Origin of the sequence: Nocardioides sp. (assembly GCF_029937575.1) — a bacterium.
In the GTDB taxonomy this organism is placed as follows: Bacteria; Actinomycetota; Actinomycetes; order Propionibacteriales; family Nocardioidaceae; genus Nocardioides.
Genome location: NZ_JAPYPS010000075.1, coordinates 1 through 18597, shown reverse-complemented (window position 1 = coordinate 18597; position 18597 = coordinate 1). Strand labels below are relative to the sequence as shown.

General features: G+C 71.0%; 18 protein-coding genes. 7 read left to right on the top strand and 11 right to left on the bottom strand.

The window, feature by feature from the left end:
* Positions 1-327 precede the first annotated feature (327 nt).
* From truA to Q1K33_RS18135, 3 genes are read left to right on the top strand one after another with little or no spacing between them, the layout of a single operon-like run.
* Complete coding sequence (gene truA / locus Q1K33_RS18145; RefSeq protein ID WP_300406152.1) at positions 328-1128, top strand: tRNA pseudouridine(38-40) synthase TruA; 801 nt, start codon at positions 328-330, stop codon at positions 1126-1128.
* Positions 1121-1801: a methyltransferase gene (locus tag Q1K33_RS18140; RefSeq protein ID WP_300406151.1), complete on the top strand. Its 681-nt coding sequence runs from the start codon at positions 1121-1123 to the stop codon at positions 1799-1801. The genes truA and Q1K33_RS18140 overlap by 8 nt, the downstream gene beginning before the upstream one ends.
* A 10-nt stretch (positions 1802-1811) precedes the next feature.
* Complete coding sequence (locus Q1K33_RS18135; RefSeq protein ID WP_300406150.1) at positions 1812-2276, top strand: Clp protease N-terminal domain-containing protein; 465 nt, start codon at positions 1812-1814, stop codon at positions 2274-2276.
* Positions 2277-2324: 48 nt separating this feature from the next.
* Here the strand turns inward: Q1K33_RS18135 and Q1K33_RS18130 are convergent, their stop codons facing one another.
* The 5 genes from Q1K33_RS18130 to Q1K33_RS18110 are packed head-to-tail and all read right to left on the bottom strand — an operon-like array spanning position 2325 to position 7349.
* Positions 2325-3674 carry an ABC transporter substrate-binding protein gene (locus Q1K33_RS18130; protein ID WP_300406149.1) on the bottom strand — a complete coding sequence of 450 codons (1350 nt, stop codon included), beginning with the start codon at positions 3672-3674 and terminating at the stop codon, positions 2325-2327.
* Positions 3671-4912: a branched-chain amino acid ABC transporter permease gene (locus Q1K33_RS18125; protein ID WP_300406148.1), complete on the bottom strand. Its 1242-nt coding sequence runs from the start codon at positions 4910-4912 to the stop codon at positions 3671-3673. The genes Q1K33_RS18130 and Q1K33_RS18125 overlap by 4 nt, the downstream gene beginning before the upstream one ends.
* Positions 4912-5790 carry a branched-chain amino acid ABC transporter permease gene (locus tag Q1K33_RS18120; protein ID WP_300406147.1) on the bottom strand — a complete coding sequence of 293 codons (879 nt, stop codon included), beginning with the start codon at positions 5788-5790 and terminating at the stop codon, positions 4912-4914. The genes Q1K33_RS18125 and Q1K33_RS18120 overlap by 1 nt, the downstream gene beginning before the upstream one ends.
* A gap of 48 nt (positions 5791-5838) precedes the next feature.
* A complete protein-coding gene (locus Q1K33_RS18115; protein WP_300406146.1) occupies positions 5839-6540 on the bottom strand; it encodes an ABC transporter ATP-binding protein in 702 nt (233 codons plus the stop codon).
* A complete protein-coding gene (locus Q1K33_RS18110; protein ID WP_300406145.1) occupies positions 6540-7349 on the bottom strand; it encodes an ABC transporter ATP-binding protein in 810 nt (269 codons plus the stop codon). Before Q1K33_RS18110 ends, Q1K33_RS18115 begins: the two co-directional genes overlap by 1 nt.
* A gap of 272 nt (positions 7350-7621) precedes the next feature.
* On the opposite strand from Q1K33_RS18110, the gene Q1K33_RS18105 reads away from it, so the two are divergent.
* Positions 7622-8869, top strand: a complete 1248-nt coding sequence (locus Q1K33_RS18105; RefSeq protein WP_300406144.1) for a helix-turn-helix domain-containing protein — start codon at positions 7622-7624, stop codon at positions 8867-8869.
* Positions 8870-8893: 24 nt separating this feature from the next.
* Here the strand turns inward: Q1K33_RS18105 and Q1K33_RS18100 are convergent, their stop codons facing one another.
* From Q1K33_RS18100 to Q1K33_RS18075, 6 genes are read right to left on the bottom strand one after another with little or no spacing between them, the layout of a single operon-like run.
* Positions 8894-10054 carry an acyl-CoA dehydrogenase family protein gene (locus tag Q1K33_RS18100; RefSeq protein ID WP_300406143.1) on the bottom strand — a complete coding sequence of 387 codons (1161 nt, stop codon included), beginning with the start codon at positions 10052-10054 and terminating at the stop codon, positions 8894-8896.
* A 2-nt stretch (positions 10055-10056) separates the two neighbouring features.
* Complete coding sequence (locus tag Q1K33_RS18095; protein ID WP_300406142.1) at positions 10057-11133, bottom strand: phosphotransferase family protein; 1077 nt, start codon at positions 11131-11133, stop codon at positions 10057-10059.
* Positions 11130-11942, bottom strand: coding sequence for an SDR family oxidoreductase (locus tag Q1K33_RS18090; protein WP_300406141.1), 813 nt, complete (start codon positions 11940-11942; stop codon positions 11130-11132). Before Q1K33_RS18090 ends, Q1K33_RS18095 begins: the two co-directional genes overlap by 4 nt.
* A complete protein-coding gene (locus Q1K33_RS18085) occupies positions 11942-12700 on the bottom strand; it encodes an SDR family oxidoreductase (RefSeq protein ID WP_363319751.1) in 759 nt (252 codons plus the stop codon). The genes Q1K33_RS18090 and Q1K33_RS18085 overlap by 1 nt, the downstream gene beginning before the upstream one ends.
* Positions 12701-12706: 6 nt before the next feature.
* On the bottom strand, positions 12707-13852 hold the full coding sequence (locus Q1K33_RS18080) for an acyl-CoA dehydrogenase family protein (RefSeq protein ID WP_300406140.1): 1146 nt from the start codon (positions 13850-13852) through the stop codon (positions 12707-12709).
* Between the two features lie 17 nt (positions 13853-13869).
* Positions 13870-15018, bottom strand: coding sequence for an acyl-CoA dehydrogenase family protein (locus tag Q1K33_RS18075; protein ID WP_300406139.1), 1149 nt, complete (start codon positions 15016-15018; stop codon positions 13870-13872).
* Between the two features lie 298 nt (positions 15019-15316).
* Between Q1K33_RS18075 and Q1K33_RS18070 the strand changes: the two genes are divergently transcribed.
* The 3 genes from Q1K33_RS18070 to Q1K33_RS18060 all read left to right on the top strand — a co-directional run bounded on the left by Q1K33_RS18070 (position 15317) and on the right by Q1K33_RS18060 (position 18455).
* Positions 15317-15877, top strand: coding sequence for a SigE family RNA polymerase sigma factor (locus Q1K33_RS18070; protein WP_300406138.1), 561 nt, complete (start codon positions 15317-15319; stop codon positions 15875-15877).
* Positions 15870-17675: a hypothetical protein gene (locus Q1K33_RS18065; RefSeq protein WP_300406137.1), complete on the top strand. Its 1806-nt coding sequence runs from the start codon at positions 15870-15872 to the stop codon at positions 17673-17675. The genes Q1K33_RS18070 and Q1K33_RS18065 overlap by 8 nt, the downstream gene beginning before the upstream one ends.
* 180 nt (positions 17676-17855) lie before the next feature.
* Complete coding sequence (locus Q1K33_RS18060; protein ID WP_300406136.1) at positions 17856-18455, top strand: flavin reductase family protein; 600 nt, start codon at positions 17856-17858, stop codon at positions 18453-18455.
* The last annotated feature ends 142 nt before the right edge of the window (positions 18456-18597 follow it).

The window sequence follows — 18597 nt, the reverse complement described above, 5'->3', positions numbered from 1 at the left end:
CGCCGAAGGTCTGCTCGGTCACGACGCCGGTGCCGTCGTCGAGCACGACCCGGTGTGCTGCGGCCCAGGCGACCACCGACTGCAGCTCGACGACCTCGGCCGCGGCGACCGCGGTGCGGGCGTCGCGGACCGCGGCGATGTCGGTCGGAGTGGTGGTCTCGGGCATGGCACCATTCTAGACGATGCCGCCGACAACCGGAAGGGTGTTCGAATAATCTGTGGACAGGATTCTCTCGAACTCAAGATTCTGCCCTCAATGCCCGGAGCAACACGATCACGGGATCGGCCCCGACTCGAGAGCAGTGAGCCGCGCAATAGGGTGGTGCCGTGCGCCTGCGGATCGACCTCGCCTACGACGGGACCGACTTCCACGGGTGGGCGACCCAGCCGGGCTACCGCACGGTCCAGGAGGACCTGAGCGCCGCACTGGCCACCGCCCTGCGGCTGCCTCGGGTGGACGTGGTGTGCGCCGGCCGTACCGACGCCGGGGTCCATGCGCGGGGCCAGGTCGTCCACACCGACCTGCTCGACGACGTGGCTCCTCGTGACCTGGAGCGGCTGCCGCGGCGCCTCAACGGCATCCTGACTCCGCAGGTCCGAGTACGGCGGGTCGCCGTCGCGCCGCCGGGCTTCGACGCCCGCTTCAGCGCCCTGTGGCGGCGCTACGCCTACCGGGTGGCCGACCGCCCCGAGTTCGTCGACCCACTGCGTCGCGACCACGTGCTCACCTGGCCGCGCGAGCTGGACCTCGACGCGATGTCCGAGGCGTCCGCGCTGCTGGTCGGGCAGCACGACTTCGCGTCGTTCTGCAAGCAGCGCGAGGGCGCCACCACGATCCGCACCCTGCTGGACCTCACCTGGGCTCGCCACGCGGACGGGCTCGCCACGGCCACCGTGCGGGCCGACGCGTTCTGCCACTCGATGGTGCGCTCGCTCGTGGGGTGCCTCATCTCCATCGGGGAGGGTCGACGACCGGTCTCGTGGGCGGGTGAGATCCTGCACGCGCACCGACGCGACCCCTCGGTGATCGTCGCCCAGGCGCGCGGCCTGACTCTCGAGGAAGTCGCCTACCCCGCGGACGAGGACCTCCTCGCCCGCGCCGAGAAGACAAGGGCCAAGCGTGGCTGACGACACGAGCTCGAACGAGACCGGCTCGGCCGAGACACCCGCCGACGAGACCGAGCACTACTTCTCCGCCGACCCTTCCGTGCCGTTCAAGCGCGCCCCCGTGCGTGCCGAGGTGTGGGGCCACGACCTGTCGCTCACCAGCGGCTCCGGCGTCTTCGCCCAGGGCAGGCTCGACATCGGGACCGCGATCCTCTTCCGCGAGACCGACCCGCCCACCACGGCCCGACGCGTCCTCGACCTGGGATGCGGGTACGGCGTCATCGGGCTGGCCGTCGCCGCCGCCGTGCCCGAGGCCTTCGTCACGGGCGTCGACGTCAACGAGCGTGCGCTACTCCTTGCCGGCGAGAACGCCGCGGCCATCGGAGTCTCCGACCGCTACACGGCCGCGACCCCGGCCCAGGTGCCCGACGACGCGACGTACGACGAGATCTGGTCCAACCCACCGATCCGGATCGGCAAGCCCGCGTTGCACGCCCTGCTGCTGCAGTGGCTGCCGCGCCTCGCCCCGGGCGGTCGCGCGGTGATGGTGGTCGGCAAGAACCTCGGCGCCGACTCGCTGCAGCGCTGGCTGGGGGAGCAGGGCTGGCCAACTGAGCGGGTCGGCGGCGCGAAGGGCTTCCGCGTCCTGGAGGCCCGTCGGGCGGTCGTGGATCTCGAGCACGGCGCGACGTAGCGTCGCCACCATGGCCGATCGGTACGACGTCCACCCCCACCACGTGCTGCGCGCCGTGCTGGAGGACCGCGTGGCCACCGACGTGCTCAGCGCGATCGACGTCGACCCGGCGCAGGTGCAGGTGACGCTCGCGCACCACTGGCTGGACGCAGCCGACACGATCGAGGTCGAGGAGATCGAGACCGTCGGTGTCGACGTGACGATGCTGCTGGCGGCGCTTAACCCTGCCGACGGCACGCCGCCGCAGTGGGGCGGGCGGCACCTGACGCAGGCGGCCCGCGACGTGCTGGTCCGCTCGCTGGGTGTCTGCGGAGCCATGCGGCAACGACGTACGACGTCGGGGCACGTCCTGCTGGCGCTGCTGGCCTGCAAGGACCCGATCGTGGTGAGGACCTTCGCGACGCACGGCATCGGACCCCAGGAGTCGCGCCGGCTCCGCGGACTGGTCGAGCAGTGGGGGCGCCGCGCGACCTGACGGCCGGGCGACGCCCCCACGGTGCTGCTGTGGTGCTGCTGGTGAGGACTACTGCGGGATGCCGCCCTCGGCCGGGCCGTCGTCGGCCTGGTCGGAGGTGTCCTCGGTGATCTCGGCGTCGCCGATGTCGGTGACGAGCACCGGCGTCAGCGGGGTCGAGGCGACCCCCTTGATCTCGGCGATCCGCATGCCGGAGACCCCGAGGTGGGAGTCGGCCGAGAAGCGGTACGGCGCCAGGTTGGGGCCGGCGAAGTCGCCGCCCTGCTCCTCGAGCGCCGCGATGATGCCCTCACGCGTCAGGTCCTCGCCGGCGGCGACGAGCGACTGGACGAACGTGTAGGCCTGCGACATGCCGTAGATGTGGAAGTTGGTCAGCGGGCCGTCGCCACCGTTGGCCGCCCACACCTCGTTCCACAGCTGAGTCCACTCGCTGTCCGTCTCGGCGTTGGTCGGGATGTACTCGGTCGTCAGCACTCCGTCGAGAGCACCGGCGCCGTCGACGCTGCCCTCGGAGAAGTTGGCCAGCAGGCCACCGACCAGCGACGGGTCGGAGCCCACGTTGCTGTAGAACCACTGCGGCGTGTAGCCGAGGCCGAGGCCGTTGAGCTGGGTCAGCGCGGTGTAGGCCGGGGTGGTGAAGCCGATGACGAGGTCGGCCCCGTCGGCCTGCAGGGCCGCGATCTGCGGACCGATCTCGGTGTTGCCCGAGGTGTACTTCTGCACGCTGACGATCTGCTTGTCGAGGAACTGGCGCACGCCCTTCTCGCCGTCCTCGCCGAAGTCGTCGTCCTGCAGGAACAGGCCGACCTTGGCGTCGGGCATCTCGTCGGCGATGTACTGGCCGATGATCTTGCCCTCGATCTCGTAATCGGGCTGCCAGCCGAACGTCGTCGGGCGGTTCTCGACGTCGTCACCCCACTGCAGGGAGCCGGAGGAGACGAAGAGGTCGGGGACGCCCTCGGCGTTGAGGTCGTCGACGACGGTGCGGTGGGTGGGCGTGCCGAGGCCGCCGACCATCGCGAAGATCTCGTCGCGCAGGACCAGGTCGTCGGTGACCGCTGTCGTCTTGGACGGGTCGTAGCCGTCGTCCTTGACGATGAAGTCGATCGTGCGACCGTTGACCCCGCCGGCGTCGTTGACGAAGTCGTAGTAGGCCTGGGCGCCCACGGGGATCTCGCTGTACCCAGGAGCTGCCACGCCCGTGAGCGGGTAGTGCCCACCGATCGTGACGCTGTCGTCGGTGACGCCGGTGGTGTCACCGGCCACCTCGCCGTCGCCCGAGCCGCCGTCGTCGCCGTCGCCGTCGTCGCGGCCCCCGGAGCCACAACCGGCGAGCACGAGGGTCGCGGCCAGGATGCCGGCGACGGGGGCCGTGGAGCCCCAGATGTGTCGCTTCATGATGTTCCCTTCTTGGTGGTGATGGGGGTGGAGCCGTCATCGGGCTCCGCAGTCTCCGCTGTCGACGACGGGGAGGCTGGGTCTGTGGTGGGGGAGGGTGCCGCGCCAGAGGACGAGGACCCCCCGGTCGCCGGCGGGGTACGTCGTCCGGCGCGAGCCGCGCGGAGGCGCAGGCCGAGTGCCCGGACCCCGCCCATCAGCCCGCGCGGGGCCAGCAGGATCACCAGCACCATGACGAGCCCGAAGGTGAGCGTGGCCATCTGCGAGGCGCGGGTGGCGTCGAGGTCGGCGCCGGAGCCCAGGTCCATCACGATCTGGGGCAGGAAGACCAGCACCCCGGAGAGCAGGATGGCACCGGTGAGGCTGCCCAGGCCGCCGAGGACCACGATGGCCAGCAGCGTGAGACTGAGGTTGAGACTGAAGCCCAGGGGGCCGACGGTGCGCTGGGCCAGCGCGAACATCGCACCTGCCGCCCCGGCGGCGGCGGCACTGACCACGAAGGCCGAGACCCGCGCCCGGGTGAGGTCGATGCCGGCGAGCTCGGCGGCGACCTCGTCGTCGCGCACCGCCGCCCAGCGCCGTCCGATCCGGCTGCTGGCCAGGTTGGCGAGCAGGATGAAGACCACGATCAGGGTCACCCAGGCGAGGAACGCGACGTACTTGCTCCGGCTCGGGTCGGATCCGGTGAGGTAGTAGGCGATGTCGGTGGCCCACTGGGGGATCTCGGGCACGAACAGGCGCAGGCCCTGGTCGCCGCCGAGTTGGTCGAAGTACTTGCCGATCTCGGGTACGGCGATCGCGAGCGTGAGCGTCGCTCCCGCGAGGTAGGGGCCGTGGAGCCGGGCGGCTGCGATGCCGATGAGGATGCCGACGAGCACCGTCACCAGGACCGAGGCCAGCACCACGACGACCAGGGGCGTGCCGACCTCGCGGTCGTCGTACAGCAGCGCAGTCGTGTAGGCGCCGAAGGCCATCAGGGCACCATGGCCGAGGGAGATCTGTCCGTTGAGACCGGTCAGCAGCGTCAGGCCCCCGGCGGCGATGGCGATGTAGGCCATCTCGGTCAGCTTGGTGGCCTGGAAGTCGTCGACGGCGGTCAGCACGACGATCACCACGGCAAGGCCGATCGCGGCGGTGACGAGGTGACGGATCAACGGGTAGTCCTGCCACAGGGCCGACAGCTGCTGGCCGCGCGTGGCCCCGTCGGTGCTCGGGGTCGTGGTCGTCGTCTCGGACATCAGACCCGCCTTCCCTGGGTCGCGGTGAACAGTCCGCCGGGCCGCAGCGTCAGCACCGTCATCAAGATGCCGAGGGCGACCAGGGCGACGAGCTGGGCGCTGAGGTAGCCGCTGACGAAGCTGAGCGAGAAGCCGAGCAGGAGCCCGCCCACCACGGCGCCGGCCGGGCTCTCGAGCCCGCCGATCACGGCGGCGATGAAGCCGAACACGACGATGGAGTCCATGTAGGAGGGCTGGACCAGCCCGCCGGCGGCGATGAGGAGGCCGGACAGGGAGCCGACCACGGCGGCCAGCGCCCAGCCCAGGGTCAGCATCGCGCCGACCTTGACGCCCAGCAGGCCGGCGACCTCCTGGTTGTTGGCCGCCGCGCGCATCTTCAGACCCAGGTCGGTGAAGCGGAAGAGCGCGACCAGCAGCACCAGCGTGGCGATGACGGCACCGATGGTGAAGAAGTCCGAGGTGGTGATGCCGATCGTGGTGTCACCGATCTCGATGCCCCGGATCCCGAAGGTCGGCGGGTAGGTGCGGAGCTTGGTCCCGAAGATCACCTCGGCGCCGGACTTGAAGACGATGAACAGGCCGAGGGTCAGGATGACGGCGTTGATGTCCGGCTTGCCCTCCACCGGACGGATCACCACCCGCTCGAGCACGGCACCGAGGACGAGACCGGCCAGCAGCGCCACGACGAACGCGAGCCAGTAGGGCCGGCCGTCCTCGATCATGACCAGCGCGATGTAGGTGGTGAGCACCGCCATCGGGGCCTGGGCGAAGTTGAGGATGCGCGTGGAGCGCCAGATCAGGACCAGCGCCAGCGCGAAGGCGGCGAAGATCATGCCCAGCACGAGCCCGGCCAGGGCGGTGTTGGTGAACTGCAGCACGGTGGTCCTCCTTTCGAGGTCGCTGTGGCGAAGGGCTGAAGGGCGGCGTCAGAAGCCCAGGTAGGCGTGTCGGAGCTGGTCGTCGGCAGCCAACGTGGCGGCAGAGTCGTCGGCGACGACCTGACCCAGGTTGAGCACGATGCCGTGGTCGGCGACCGAGAGGGCGCTGCGCGCGTTCTGCTCGACGAGCAGGACGGTGAGGCCCTCGTTGTCGACGAGCCCCTTGAGCAGCTCGAAGATCTGCGTCACGATCCTCGGCGCCAGTCCCAGCGAAGGCTCGTCCAGCAGGAGCAGCGTGGGCCGCGCCATCAGTGCGCGACCGATCACGAGCATCTGCCGCTCGCCGCCGGACAACGTCGCGGCCGCCACGTGGCGGCGCTCGTCGAGGGGCGGGAACAGGCTGTAGATGCGAGTCAGGTCGTCGGCCTTGACCCGACCCCGGGCGAGCCCCCCGAGGCGTAGGTTCTCCTCGACGGTGAGCTCGGTGATGACCCCGCGGCCCTCCGGCACGTGGGACATCCCGAGCGCGGGCATCTTCTCGGCCGGGACCCGGGTGACCGTCGAGCCGTCGAGGGTGACGCTGCCGCTCGTCGAGCGGTGCAGACCGGAGATGGTGCGCAGCAGGGTGGTCTTGCCGGCACCGTTGGCGCCCAGGACGGCGGTGATGCGCCCCTGCTCGGCGGTGAGGGTGACGCCGCGCAGGGCGGTGATCGGGCCGTAGCCCGCGGTCAGCTCGGTGATGGTCAGCATCAGGACGTCTCCTCCGAGCTCTCGCCCAGGTAGGCGTCGAGGACGGCCGGGTCCGAACGCACCTCGTCGGGGGTCCCGTGGGCGATGACCTTGCCGAAGTCGAGCACCGTGATCTCGTCGCAGACCTTCATCACGAGGTCCATGTGGTGCTCGACCAGGAGCACGCCCATGCTCTCGCTGAGGCTGCGGATCAGCTGGCCGAGCTCGTCGATCTCGTCCGAGGACAGGCCGCTGGCCGGTTCGTCGAGGAGCAGCAGGTCGGGCTCGGAGACCAACGCACGGGCCAGTGCGACGCGCTTGCGCACCGGGTAGGGCAGGCTGCCGGGGTAGCGGCCGGCGTACTCGGCAACGCCCAGGTCACTGAGGGTGCTCATCGCGCGGTCGCGCAGCGCCCGCTCGTCACGTGAGCTCCCGGGCGAGCCGAAGAGGGCACGGAGGAAGCCGCTACGAGCGTGGCGGTCGGCGCCGACGACGACGTTCTGCAGCACGGTGAGATGGTCGAAGAGGCCCAGTCCCTGCAGCGTGCGCGCGATCCCGAGCCCGGCCAGCTCGTGGGGACGCAGCCGTGCGCGGGCGGCCCCACGCAGGTGGATGCTCCCGGAGCTGGGCTGGACGAAACCGCACGCGACGTTGAAGAGCGTCGTCTTGCCGGCGCCGTTGGGCCCGATCACGCCGTGGACCCGACGCGGTGCCACGCGCAGACCGACGCTGTCGAGGGCCGTCAGTCCCCCGAAGCGGACCGTGATGTCGCGCAGGTCGATCTCCGCGACGTCGGTCGTGGACGAACTGCTCGGCTCGATCGAGCTCAACGTGACCTCCTGCGCTGCTACTGGGCGATGTGACCGACCCCACTCTGGTGCGCACCGACTAGTGGCCGCATGGGGCGCTGCGCCCAATTTATCTTGGCTATTGTGACTGGAGTCACGCGCTCCAGCGGAGTGAATTGTGCTGGTAGTGCGAGGCGCTCCAAGTGCACCCTGCACAGTCAGGGCTGCGCGCAAGCGTCACCAGGCCCAATCCCGGGTTCGGTACGAGGTCGTCAGCACATCCCGCCGATCGGCGGCAGTCACGTGAGGTGGTCATGAGCGCAGAGCGGGTCGTCGACAGGGTTGGGGTGGACGCCGAGCTTGCCCGGGCGGTGGCCCGAGCCTGGGGCCTGCTGCTCGACACGTCGGACTCGATCGCGGACTCGATCACGCTGACGCTGTTCGAGAAGAACATCGACCTCTACGACCACGTCGGCCCCGAGCTGCGCGCCGACGTCCGGGCGAGCTGCCGCCAGCACATCCGGCGGGGCCTGGAGGTCCTCTCCGACACGACTCCCGGCTCGACGCACAGCCCGGTCAACGCCACCGAGCTGTGGCGCGAGACCGGGCGGCGCCGGGCCAGGCAGGGGGTGCCGCTCGAGCACGTCCTGCACGCCTACACGACGGGCGCCCGAGTGCTCTGGGAGTCCCTGGTGGCCCGTGCGGAGACCGACAACGGGGCCGGCATCGACGAGCGCGTCCTGCTGTCGGCCGCGAGCACGGTGTGGTCCAACCTGGACGTCCAGAACGCCGTGCTCATCGACTCCTACCGCCGCGAGGGCGCCCGCCTCCAGCGTCAGGACCTGCAGCGGCAGCAGGCCACGCTGGACGCGCTCCTCGAGGGTCGCGGGGGAGACCCGGCGTACGTCGAGGAGGCGCGCGCCGCGCTCGACATCGGAGCCGGCGACGACCTCGCGTGCGTCGTGCTGCTGCAGGAGGTCGATGCGGCCGACGAGCTCGGCTCCCTGGAGGACCGTCTGGAGCGGCTGGGCATCGGTGCTCGCTGGCACATCCGCTCCGGCGTCTACTTCGGGCTGCTGTTCGGTGACCTCCCGGACGAGGCCGGGCTGTGCGCCCTGCTCGGGCCCCACACACCAGCGCGGATGGGGGTGGCGCGTGCGATCGGTGGGCTGCCGGGCTTCGCCACTGCGTTCCTGCTGGCCAACCGGGCAGCCGAGACGCTGGCTCGCAACGAGCGTCGAGCGGTCTCGGTCGCGGACCGGCTCCCCGAGGTGCTGATGATCGGCAGTCCACAGGTGACGTCCGTGCTGATCGCGCAGACGATCGGGCCGCTGCTCTCCCAGCCGGACGCGCAGCGCTCCACCCTTCTCGAGACCCTCGAGGCGCTGCTGCGCCACGACGGCTCACCGACGCATGCGGCAGCGGACCTGTTCTGCCACCGCAACACCGTGATCTACCGGCTCAAGCAGATCGAGACCCTGACGGGACGCACCCTGTCGGACCCGCGCGACAAGCTGTTGCTGTCGCTGGCGCTCTCGGCCCAGTCCGGCCACGGGGCCTGACGCCGTAGCGGCCGTCCGGTCCCGTCACACGAACGCGTTGATGCCCGTCTCGGCGCGCCCGATGAGGAGCTTCTGGATCTGGCTGGTGCCCTCGTAGAGCGTCATCACACGAGCGTCGCGGAGGTACTTGGCTGCCGGGTACTCGTCGACGTACCCGGAGCCGCCGTGGATCTGGATCGCGTTGTTGGCGGCGCGTACGGCGGCCTCGGAGGCGTAGAGCTTGGCCTTGGACGCCGCGGTGCCGAACGGCTCGCCCCGGTCGATCAGGTCGGCGCAGCGCCACACGAGCAGCCGGGCGGCGTCGGCGTCGAGGGAGATGTCGGCGATCATGTCCTGGACCAGCTGGAAGCCGGCGATCGGCCGGCCGAACTGGGTGCGACTCGTGGCGTACTCGACGGAGGTCTCCAGGCAGCCCTGCACGATGCCGACGCAGCCGGCGCCCACGGCGAGCCGACCCTTGTCGAGGGTGCTCATCGCGGTCTTGAAGCCCTTGCCGACGCCCTCCGGCCCGCCGAGCACGGCCGACGCCGGCACGCGCACGTCGGAGAGGAACAGCTCGGCCGTGGCCTGGCCACGGAGACCGAGCTTGCCCTTGATCTCGCGGGCCTCGAAGCCCGGGGTGTCGGTGGGCACCAGGAACGCCGTCACGCCGCGCGGTCCGTCGTCGCTAGTGCGGGCGAAGACCAGGGCGACGTCGGCCCAGGTGCCGTTGGTGATGAAGAGCTTCTGACCGTTGAGGATCCAGTCGTCGCCGTCCTGCTTCGCCGTCGAGGTCAGGTTGCCGGCATCCGAGCCGGTGCCGGGCTCGGTCAGGCCGAAGCAACCGAGCTTGCTCGCGACGGCGAGCGCCGGGAGCCACTCCTGCTTCTGCTCCTCGGTCCCGAAGAAGAGGATCGACTTGCCGACCAGTCCGCTGCTGACCGAGACGATCCCGCGCAGGGCGGAGTCGGCGCGGCCGAGCTCCTCCATCGCCAGGGCGTAGGTCACGTAGTCGCCACCGAGACCGCCGTACTCCTCGGGGATGGTGAGGCCGAAGAAACCGATGTCGGCCATCTTGGGCACGATGTCCAGGTCGACGGCCTCGTCGCGGTCCCACTGGGTGCGGTGCGGGACGGCCTCCTTGTCGAGGAACTCGCGGGCCAGCCTGCGGAAGGCCTCCTGCTCGTCGTTGAGCGACAGGTCCATGACTACTCCTTCATCGAGGTCGTCGAGCTGGCGGACGTGGCGTCGAGCCCGGCTGCCAGCAGCGGCTCGACGGCCAGGCCGATCTGGTCGAAGCCCTCGCCGACGGTCTGACCGGCGACGAAGCGGTGGTGGATCCCCTCGAGGATGACCGCGATCTTCAGGTAGGCCAGCCCGAGGTGGAAGGACAGGTCGGGCAGGTCACGGCCGCGGGCGGCGACGTAGCGCTCGAGCTGGGCGCGCTCGTCGGGGTAGCCGGGGGCCGACGAGGCGTCGGCGACGGCGCTGCCGCCGACGAGGGTGCCGAGCTTGTCGTAGACGAGCAGGAGCGCCACGTCGGTGAGCGGGTCGCCGATGGTGGCCATCTCCCAGTCGACGACGGCCTTCACCGGGCCCGCCGAGGTGCCGACGTCCCCGGCGACGCTGAGCAGGTTGTCGAGGCGGTAGTCGCCGTGCACGATCGAGGAGGTCGTCGCGTCGCGGTCGGCGTCGTCGGCCGGCACGCTCGACGCGAGTCGGGTCAGCAGCGTCTCCGCGTCGGGCAGCGGTCGGGTGGCCGAGCCCTCCAGCTGGCGCGCCCAGCGCCGTACCTGCCGCTCCAGGAAGCCGGCCGGTCGCCCGAACTCGCCGAGGCCGACGGCCTGCGGGTCGACCGCGTGGAGCCGGGCCAGGACGTCGACCATGGCGCCGGCGAGCTCAGAGGTGGTCTCGGCGCCGAGGGCGGCGAGCTCGTCGGCGGTGCGGTAGGCGAGCCCGTCGACCTTCTCCATCACGTAGAACGGAGAGCCGAGGACGGCGTCGTCGGCGCAGTGCGCGTAGGTCTGTGGGACCGGTACGTCGGTGCCGGCCAGCGCCGACATGGCGGTGTACTCCCGGCCCATGTCGTGGGCCGTGGCCTGGACGTGTCCGAGCGGCGGCCGTCGCACGATGCGCTCGGTGGTGCCGTCGCTCACGCGGTAGGTCAGGTTGGACTTGCCTCCGGCGATCAGCGCGCCGGTGAGGTCGGCGCCGAGGTCGCCCGGTCGCTGCGCGTCGTACCACCGGTGGAAGGCGGCCAGGTCGAGTCCGGGGAGGTCGCTCACAGGGCGTCGACCTTCGACTGCAGCCGGCGCATGCCGCTCAGCCACCGGTCGGTGTCGGCCGCGCGGGCGGCGTAGTAGTCCTTGACCTCCGGGTGCGGGAGGACCAGGAACCTGTCCTCGTCCAGGGAGGCGACCCACGTCTCGGCGACCTGGGCGGGGGTGAGGGCCTCGTCGTGGGAGAGCAGGTCCTTGAGGGGGCCGGCCTGCTCGAGCATGGCCGTCTGTACGCCCTGCGGGCAGATCGCCTGTACGGCGACTCCACGGCCGCCGTAGGTGATCGAGAGCCACTCGGCGAACCCGACCGCGGCGTGCTTGGTGACCGAGTAGGGAGCCGCGCCGATCATCGTGAGGAGCCCGGCCGCGCTGGCGGTGACGACGAAACGCCCTCCCTCACCCCCGGACTCGGCACGCTCGGCCCACATCGGGGCCAGGACCCGGGCGGCCCGCACGTGGCTCATCACGTTGGTCTCCAGCATCACCGCCCAGTCCTCGTCGGAGGCCTGCAGGCTGTCGGGCTGGGTGCGGTCGATGCCCGCGTTGGCGCAGTAGACGTCCAGGGAGACGCCGATGCCGTCGAGGTGCTCGGTCGCGGCGGCGACCAGGTCGCGCACGCCGTCGGCCGACGAGCAGTCTCCGGGTACGGCGTACGCCCCGATCTCGGCAGCGGTCGCCTCCACCGCCTCGGCGTTCAGGTCGTTGACCACGACCTGCGCACCCTCGGCGACCAGCCGCTCGGCCAGCGCGCGACCGATCCCGCCGCCGGCGCCGGTGACGACAGCGCCCTTGCCGTCGAGCTTGGCGTGCCCCATCAGACGCCGCCCGTCAGGCTCACGCCACCGTCGGCGACGATCGTCTGCCCGGTGACCCACGAGGACTCCTCGGAGAGCAGGAAGGCGACCATGCTGCCGATGTCGTCGGGCTCGCCGAGCCGCTTGAGGGGGTAGCCGGCGGCGGCCTCCTCCTCGCGTCCGACGTAGAGCGCCTCGGCGAACTTCGTCTTCACCACGGCAGGTGCGACCGCGTTGACGCGGATCCGCGGGCCGAGCTCCTCGGCCAGCGTCTCGGTCAGGCTGATCAGCGCGGCCTTGCTGGCGCCGTACATGGAGATGTACGGCGCCGGGCGGACGCCGGAGAGCGAGGAGATGTTGACGACCGAGCCGCCGTGCTCCTTCATCCAGCCCTTGAAGGCCTCCTGGGTGAAGCCGAGCGCGGCGACCACGTTGACGTCCATGATCTTGCGAGCCGCGTCGAGGTCGAGCTCCATCAGCGGACCGAAGGCCGGGTTGATGCCGGTGCTGTTGACCAGCAGGTCGACGCTGCCGAACGCCTCGATGGCCGCGGCGACCACGTCGGCGCGGTGCTCGGCGTCACCGGCGTTGCCGGGGATGCCGAGGGCGTGGTCGTGACCGCCCAGCGCCTCCACGGCCTCGGCCAGCGCCTCGGGCCTGCGGGCCGTGATCACGACCTTGCACCCCTCGGCGACCAGACGCTCGGCGATGCCGAGCCCGATGCCGCGGCTGGCACCGGTGACGATCGCGACCTTGCCGTGCAGACCCTTCAGCGACACCGGGCCTCAGCTCCGGTCGAGCGGGTCGATGACGCCGTGCTCGTCCAGCGTCGCGTCGAGCACCTTGAGGTGCCGTCCGGCGTCGCCGAGCAGGTGGTCGAGCACGGTGAGGTGGGCGGTGTACATGCCCACGCTGTACTCGGCGGTCATCCCGATCCCGCCGTGCAGCTGGATCGCCTCCTGGCCGACGTGACGGCCGCCGCGGCTGACCTGCAGCCCGACCCGGGCGGCCGCGTCCGCGACCTCCTCGGGCTTGCCCGCGGCGACGACCATGGTGGCCCAGTCGACGAGGCTGTGGGTCAGCTCCTGCGAGGTGTACATGTCGGCCGCGCGGAAGGTGAGCGCCTGAAAGGTGTTGAGCGTGACGCCGAACTGCTTGCGGCTCTTGAGGTAGTCGGTCGTCTGCGCGAGCAGCGTCTCCATCGCCCCGAGCGACTGGTTGGCCGCCATGATCCGGGTGATGTCGTGGACGATGGCGATGCTCGCGGTCACGTCGGCACCCGCGGTGCCCAGCGGCGTCGCCGCGGTGGCGTCGAAGGTCACGCGGGCGGCGCGCCCGCCGTCGTACGTCGAGAAGCCCTCGGCCTGCGCATCGGCTCCCTGGACGAGGAACAGCCCGGTGCCGCCGTCGGGCAGGGCGGCGCTGACGACGTGGACGTCGGCGCGGGCGCCGTGCAGGACCGGGTCCTTGGTGCCGCTGACGGTCCAGGAGTCGCCGTCCTGGCTCGCGGTGACGGCACTCGCGGAGTCGGACCAGCGGGCGCCCGGCTCGGCGTGGGCGAAGGCCAGCACGCTCTCGCCGCCCGACAGCGCGCCCAGGATCTCCTGGCGCTGCTCGGGCGTGCCGACCGCGGAGACGAGGCCGCCGGCGAGCACGACCGAGGAGAGGTAGGGCTCGGGCGCGATGACCCGCCCGAGCTCCTGGCACACGATGCCGATCTCGACGGGGCCGGCGCCGACGCCGCCGTCCTCCTCGCTGAAGGGGAGTCCGAGCAGGCCCATCTCGGCCAGCTGGGTCCACACCTTCTCGTCGAAGCCCGGGTCCTCCTTGGTGGTCTGGCGGCGCTTCTCGTAGTCGCCGTACGCCTTGCCGATCAGGCCGCGTACGGCGTCGCGCAGCGCGTCCTGCTCGTCGTCATAGGTGAAGTCCATGGTCTGTCGCTCCTAACTCAGAGGCCGAGGATCGTGCGGCTGATGATCTGGCGCTGGACCTCGTTGGACCCGCCGTAGATCGAGGCCTTGCGGAGGTTGAGGTACGTCGGGGTGGAGCGGCGGTACCAGGACTCGGTGTCGCCCTCCTCGCCCGACGCGAGGGTGTCGGGTCCGCCGAGGTCGACGACCAGCTCGCTGACGGCCTGCTGCAGCTCGGTGCCCTTGAGCTTGAGCACGCTGGAGGCCGGGTGGGGCTCGCCGCCCTCGGAGTGGGCGACGACGCGCAGCGCGGTCAGCTCCAGGGCGAGCAGCTCGTTCTCGAGCTCGATGATGCGCGCCCGCAGCAGCGGGTCGTCCTTGACCAGCTCGGCGCCGAGCTCCTTGGCCCGGGCGAGCACGCGCTTGGTCGACCCGACCGGGGCGACACCCACGCGCTCGTTGCCGAGCAGGAACTTCGCCTGGGTCCAGCCGCTGTTCTCCTCGCCGACCAGGTTGGCGGCCGGCACGCGCACGTCGGTGAACCAGACCTCGTTGACCTCGTGACCGCCGTCGATGAGCTCGATCGGGCGGACCTCCAGGCCCTCGGACCTCATGTCGATCAGCAGCATCGAGATGCCGGCCTGCTTCTTCACCTCCGGGTCGGTGCGGACCAGGGTGAAGATCCAGTCGCCGTACTGGCCCAGTGTGGTCCAGGTCTTCTGGCCGTTGACGATGTAGTCGTCGCCGTCCTTGACCGCGGTGGTGCGCAGGCTCGCCAGGTCGGAGCCGGCATCGGGCTCCGAGAAGCCTTGGCTCCACCAGATGTCGAGGTTGGCGGTCTTGGGGAGGAACTCGTCCTTCTGCTCCTTGCTGCCGAACTGCGCGAGCACGGGGCCGATCATGCTGGCGTTGAAGGCCAGCGGGATCGGCACGCACGCCGCCTGCATCTCCTCGTTCCAGATGTGGCGCTGCAGGTCCGACCAGCCTCGGCCGCCGTACTCCTCGGGCCAGTGCGGCACCGCCAGGCCGGCCTTGTTGAGGGTCTGCTGGCTCTCGACGATCTGCTCCTTGGTGAGCTCACGCCCCTCGGCCACGGTGGTGCGGATCTCCTCGGAGACCTCGGTGGTGAAGAACGTGCGCATCTCGTCGCGGAACTTCTCGTCCTCGGCCGACAGCTGGAGCTGCATGCGGTGCCTCCTCGGCGGTCACTCACGGGTTGGTACGGGGTCTGGCTCCCATCTAACTCGCCAGTAGGTGTCGCCGACCAGCAGGGGAGGTCCAATCCAGCCTGGGCGCGGCGCACAATCCGCGCCACACCCGGGTGGTGGGTGCAGGAATCCCCGGTTGACCGGGGATTCCTGACGTTGCAGGGGGTTGCAACACCCTGCAACGTCAGGAAGGCCCCGGCGAGTGTCACTCCTGGGGCTGATGTGACCGGGACCGGCGCGGTCGCAACACGAATCCGCCTCCGAGCGTTGAAGATGCATGGAGACAGTGGTGGACGGTGGCACCGAGCGGACGGAGCAGCGCGTGAGCGTGCCTGACTTCGACGAGTGGGTCGCCGCACGTGGACCCGCACTGCTCCGCCTCGCCTACACCCTGACCGGCGGCGCCGCCGACGCCGAGGACGTCGTGCAGGACGCCTTGTCGCGGGCGCTGCCGCGGTGGTCGCGGATCGCCGGCATGGCGGACGTCGACGCCTACGTCCGCCGGATGGTCGTCAACGCCCACACGTCACGGTGGCGCCGGTGGCGGCGTCGCGAGACACCGGTCGAGCAGGTGTACGACGCGGACACGCCCGCCGCGGCTGGTGATGGGACTGACGGCGTACGGATCGAGCACGACGAGCGCTGCCGCATCTGGGACGCCTGCCGGGCGCTGCCCGAGGCGCAGCGCACGGCCGTGGTGCTGCGCTACTACGAACAGCTGGAGTACGCCGAGATCGCCGAGCTGACCGGGGTGCGAGAGGGGTCGGTGCGCTCGCGGGTCTCGCGCGGGCTGGCGGCGTTGCGAGTGGAGCTAGGGGAGGAGCGGGGCGATGAGTGACTTCGAGGACCGACTGGGTCGGGCGCTGTCCGAGGGCGCGGAGCACGCTCCTGGAGCAGCCGGGTTGACTGCGGGCGCTCGCGGTCTGGCGAGCGCACGTCGGCGGCGAAGGCTGTCGGTGCTTGCCGCAGCGGCGGTCGTCGCGGTCGTGGTACCGCTCGCGGTGGTGTCGCAACTCGGCGACGAGCCTGGCGACACCGCCGCGACCGCGGGTGTCGGCTGGCGGACGGTCACCGTCCAGCGTGAGGTCTTCGGGCAGGACACGTCGGAGGTGACCGTCCTCCTCGACGTCCCCGACGACTGGGTCGATCTACCGGATTCCGACGACGTGTGTGGCTTCTACGACTTCGGAGCTCCGTCGGAGTCCTGCTCGGAGACCGACGTCGTCAGCGTCGTCTCGGACGCCGGCGCCCTCGACTACGCCTTCGGGCCGGGGCTGCGGCCCGCCTCCGACTACGACTACCCGGTCTCGGCCGCGTGGATCGGTCATGTCGGTCTCGGCGGCGTGGACGTCAGCGTCTCGAGCGACGACTACCAGGTGGCGGTGCGGGTGCTGGGCTCGGCGCGGCTGGAGGGGCAGGAGATCCCGGACCTCTCCGGTGAGATCTACGTCGTCGGCTCGGACGGCGTGTCGCGTCCGGCGCTCCCGTTGGACGCAGCCGACGGGTACGGCGAGCGCATCGAGCCTCGCCGGACCCGCGACGAGTACGCCGAGGCCGAGGAGATCGACCCGACCCACTGGCGTGCTGCGGCGACGGTGGGAGACAAGCGGATCGTCGTCGTCGCTCCGACCCCGGCGCTGGCCGAGCTGATCGCCGGCTCCGCCACCGTCCAGGACCGCGACGAGGACCTAGACGGGTGGCAGACCGTCACCTACGAGGGCGACCCGGTCAACGAGAGCGGCGACAGCACGGTGCTGATCGACGTGCCGGCCGGGTGGGAGCAGCTCGCCGGGCGGGGCTGCTCGGTCGGATCTGTCCGGTACGGCGACCCCGACCTCGGCTGTGATGGCGGGCCCGCGGTGCGGGTCTACCTCGAGGCCACGCTCGACTACGCGGGCCCGGCGCTGGTGGAGGACGGCGAGTCGTCGACGGGGCTGGTTGTCTCCGGGAGGTACGTCGTCTCCGCCGACGGCGCCGACTACCAGACGATCCGTCGCATTCTGGCCTCGGTGCGGGCGCCGGGGGAGTCGGCGCCGAGCGCGACCTGGCGTACGCGGGATCTAGGAGCAGGCTTTTCCATGGAGGCCCCGGACGACGGCTCGGTCGAGACGACCTTCACCGGTGTCGAGGGCGTCGCCAGCAAGACGGTTGCCTCCACGCCAGCGCGCCGCAGGGGCTCCGGGAGGTGGGCGGCAGAGGTGACGCTGGGAGCCGCAACCAATCTGACCATCACCGCTCCCACTCAGGCCCTCGCCGACGTAGTCGCCTCGACCGTCCGCTCGACTACGACGACCACGACGACCGACGGCTGGCAGTCCTTCACCTACGACGGCAGCGACCCCGACGCGCGCGGCAACGCGGTGAGCTTCCAGGTGCCGCCCGACTGGGTTCGGCTCGACACCGACCAGTGCCGGATCGGCTACCCGCGCTTCGGCCCACCCGACAGCGACCCGTGCGAGGACGCCTCGGCGCTCACGTTCTTCGACGCCGAGACGTACGGCGTGGAGTCGCAGGGCTTCTCGACCCCGGAGGCCTCCGCCGGGGACGCGCTCGTGGGCGATCTGGTCGCCTATGTCGACGCCCCCGACCACGAGACCGCCGTACGGATCCTCGACTCCCTCCGGGTCGTCGACTGACCCGGATCCACCGCTCTCGCCGGCGAGCATTCACCGGCTGGCCGGTGAAGGGGGCGCTTGGACGATGTCGGGACAGCGTCCAAGCGCACGGAACGTCGGCCAAGCTCTCCGACGATGTCGGCCGGCCTGTGCGACGACCGAAGCGGCATGGCCCCGGGCCCGCCTGCCACGATGGAGCGTGTGACGCACTTCTACCGCCCCGCCGAGGGTCACGGTCTGCCGCACGACCCGTTCAACGCGATCGTCGGACCGCGCCCGATCGGATGGATCAGCAGCCTGGGGGCCGACGGCAGCCGCAACCTGGCGCCGTACAGCTTCTTCAACGCGTTCAACTACACGCCGCCGCTGGTGGGGTTCTCCAGCGTCGGGCACAAGGACTCGGTCACCAACCTGGAGGCGACCGGTGAGTTCGTGTGGAACCTCGTCACCCGCGACCTGGCCGAGGCGATGAACCAGACCTCGACCATGGACAGCGTCGACGAGTGGGAGCGTGCCGGCCTCGAGCCGACTGAGTCGGTGGTCGTGCGGCCTCCCCGCGTGGCTGCATCGCCGGTCAGCTTCGAGTGCGTCGTGACGCAGGTCGTCCGACTGCAGGACAGGGACGGCGGCGAGGTGGACGCCTGGATGACCTTCGGCGAGGTCGTCGGCGTGCACATCGACGAGGCGTTCCTGGTCGACGGCGTCTACGACACCGCCCTGGCGCGTCCGGTGATGCGCGGCGGCGGGCCCTCGGCGTACTTCGAGGTGGGGGAGCGGTTCGACCTGCGGCGGCCGTCGTGATCTGTTGCTCGGGGTCGGTCGCTGTGGTGTCGGTGGTGGGGCCGCGCGCGTAGCCGACCTGCTCCCGCCGTCAAGGATCGCCTGCGGCGCCCGCTTCGCGGCACCTTCGGTGTCCTTGACTGCGGGACCCGGTAGGTCGGCT

What these genes read in the sequence shown, in the direction of transcription:
- Q1K33_RS18135 (WP_300406150.1), top strand. Translation starts at nt 1,812, where the DNA reads ATGGCCGATCGGTACGACGTCCACCCCCACCACGTGCTGCGCGCCGTG.
- Q1K33_RS18130 (WP_300406149.1), bottom strand. Translation starts at nt 3,674, where the DNA reads ATGAAGCGACACATCTGGGGCTCCACGGCCCCCGTCGCCGGCATCCTG.
- Q1K33_RS18125 (WP_300406148.1), bottom strand. Translation starts at nt 4,912, where the DNA reads ATGTCCGAGACGACGACCACGACCCCGAGCACCGACGGGGCCACGCGC.
- Q1K33_RS18115 (WP_300406146.1), bottom strand. Translation starts at nt 6,540, where the DNA reads ATGCTGACCATCACCGAGCTGACCGCGGGCTACGGCCCGATCACCGCC.
- Q1K33_RS18105 (WP_300406144.1), top strand. Translation starts at nt 7,622, where the DNA reads ATGAGCGCAGAGCGGGTCGTCGACAGGGTTGGGGTGGACGCCGAGCTT.
- Q1K33_RS18100 (WP_300406143.1), bottom strand. Translation starts at nt 10,054, where the DNA reads ATGGACCTGTCGCTCAACGACGAGCAGGAGGCCTTCCGCAGGCTGGCC.
- Q1K33_RS18090 (WP_300406141.1), bottom strand. Translation starts at nt 11,942, where the DNA reads ATGGGGCACGCCAAGCTCGACGGCAAGGGCGCTGTCGTCACCGGCGCC.
- Q1K33_RS18080 (WP_300406140.1), bottom strand. Translation starts at nt 13,852, where the DNA reads ATGGACTTCACCTATGACGACGAGCAGGACGCGCTGCGCGACGCCGTA.
- Q1K33_RS18075 (WP_300406139.1), bottom strand. Translation starts at nt 15,018, where the DNA reads ATGCAGCTCCAGCTGTCGGCCGAGGACGAGAAGTTCCGCGACGAGATG.
- Q1K33_RS18070 (WP_300406138.1), top strand. Translation starts at nt 15,317, where the DNA reads ATGGAGACAGTGGTGGACGGTGGCACCGAGCGGACGGAGCAGCGCGTG.
- Q1K33_RS18065 (WP_300406137.1), top strand. Translation starts at nt 15,870, where the DNA reads ATGAGTGACTTCGAGGACCGACTGGGTCGGGCGCTGTCCGAGGGCGCG.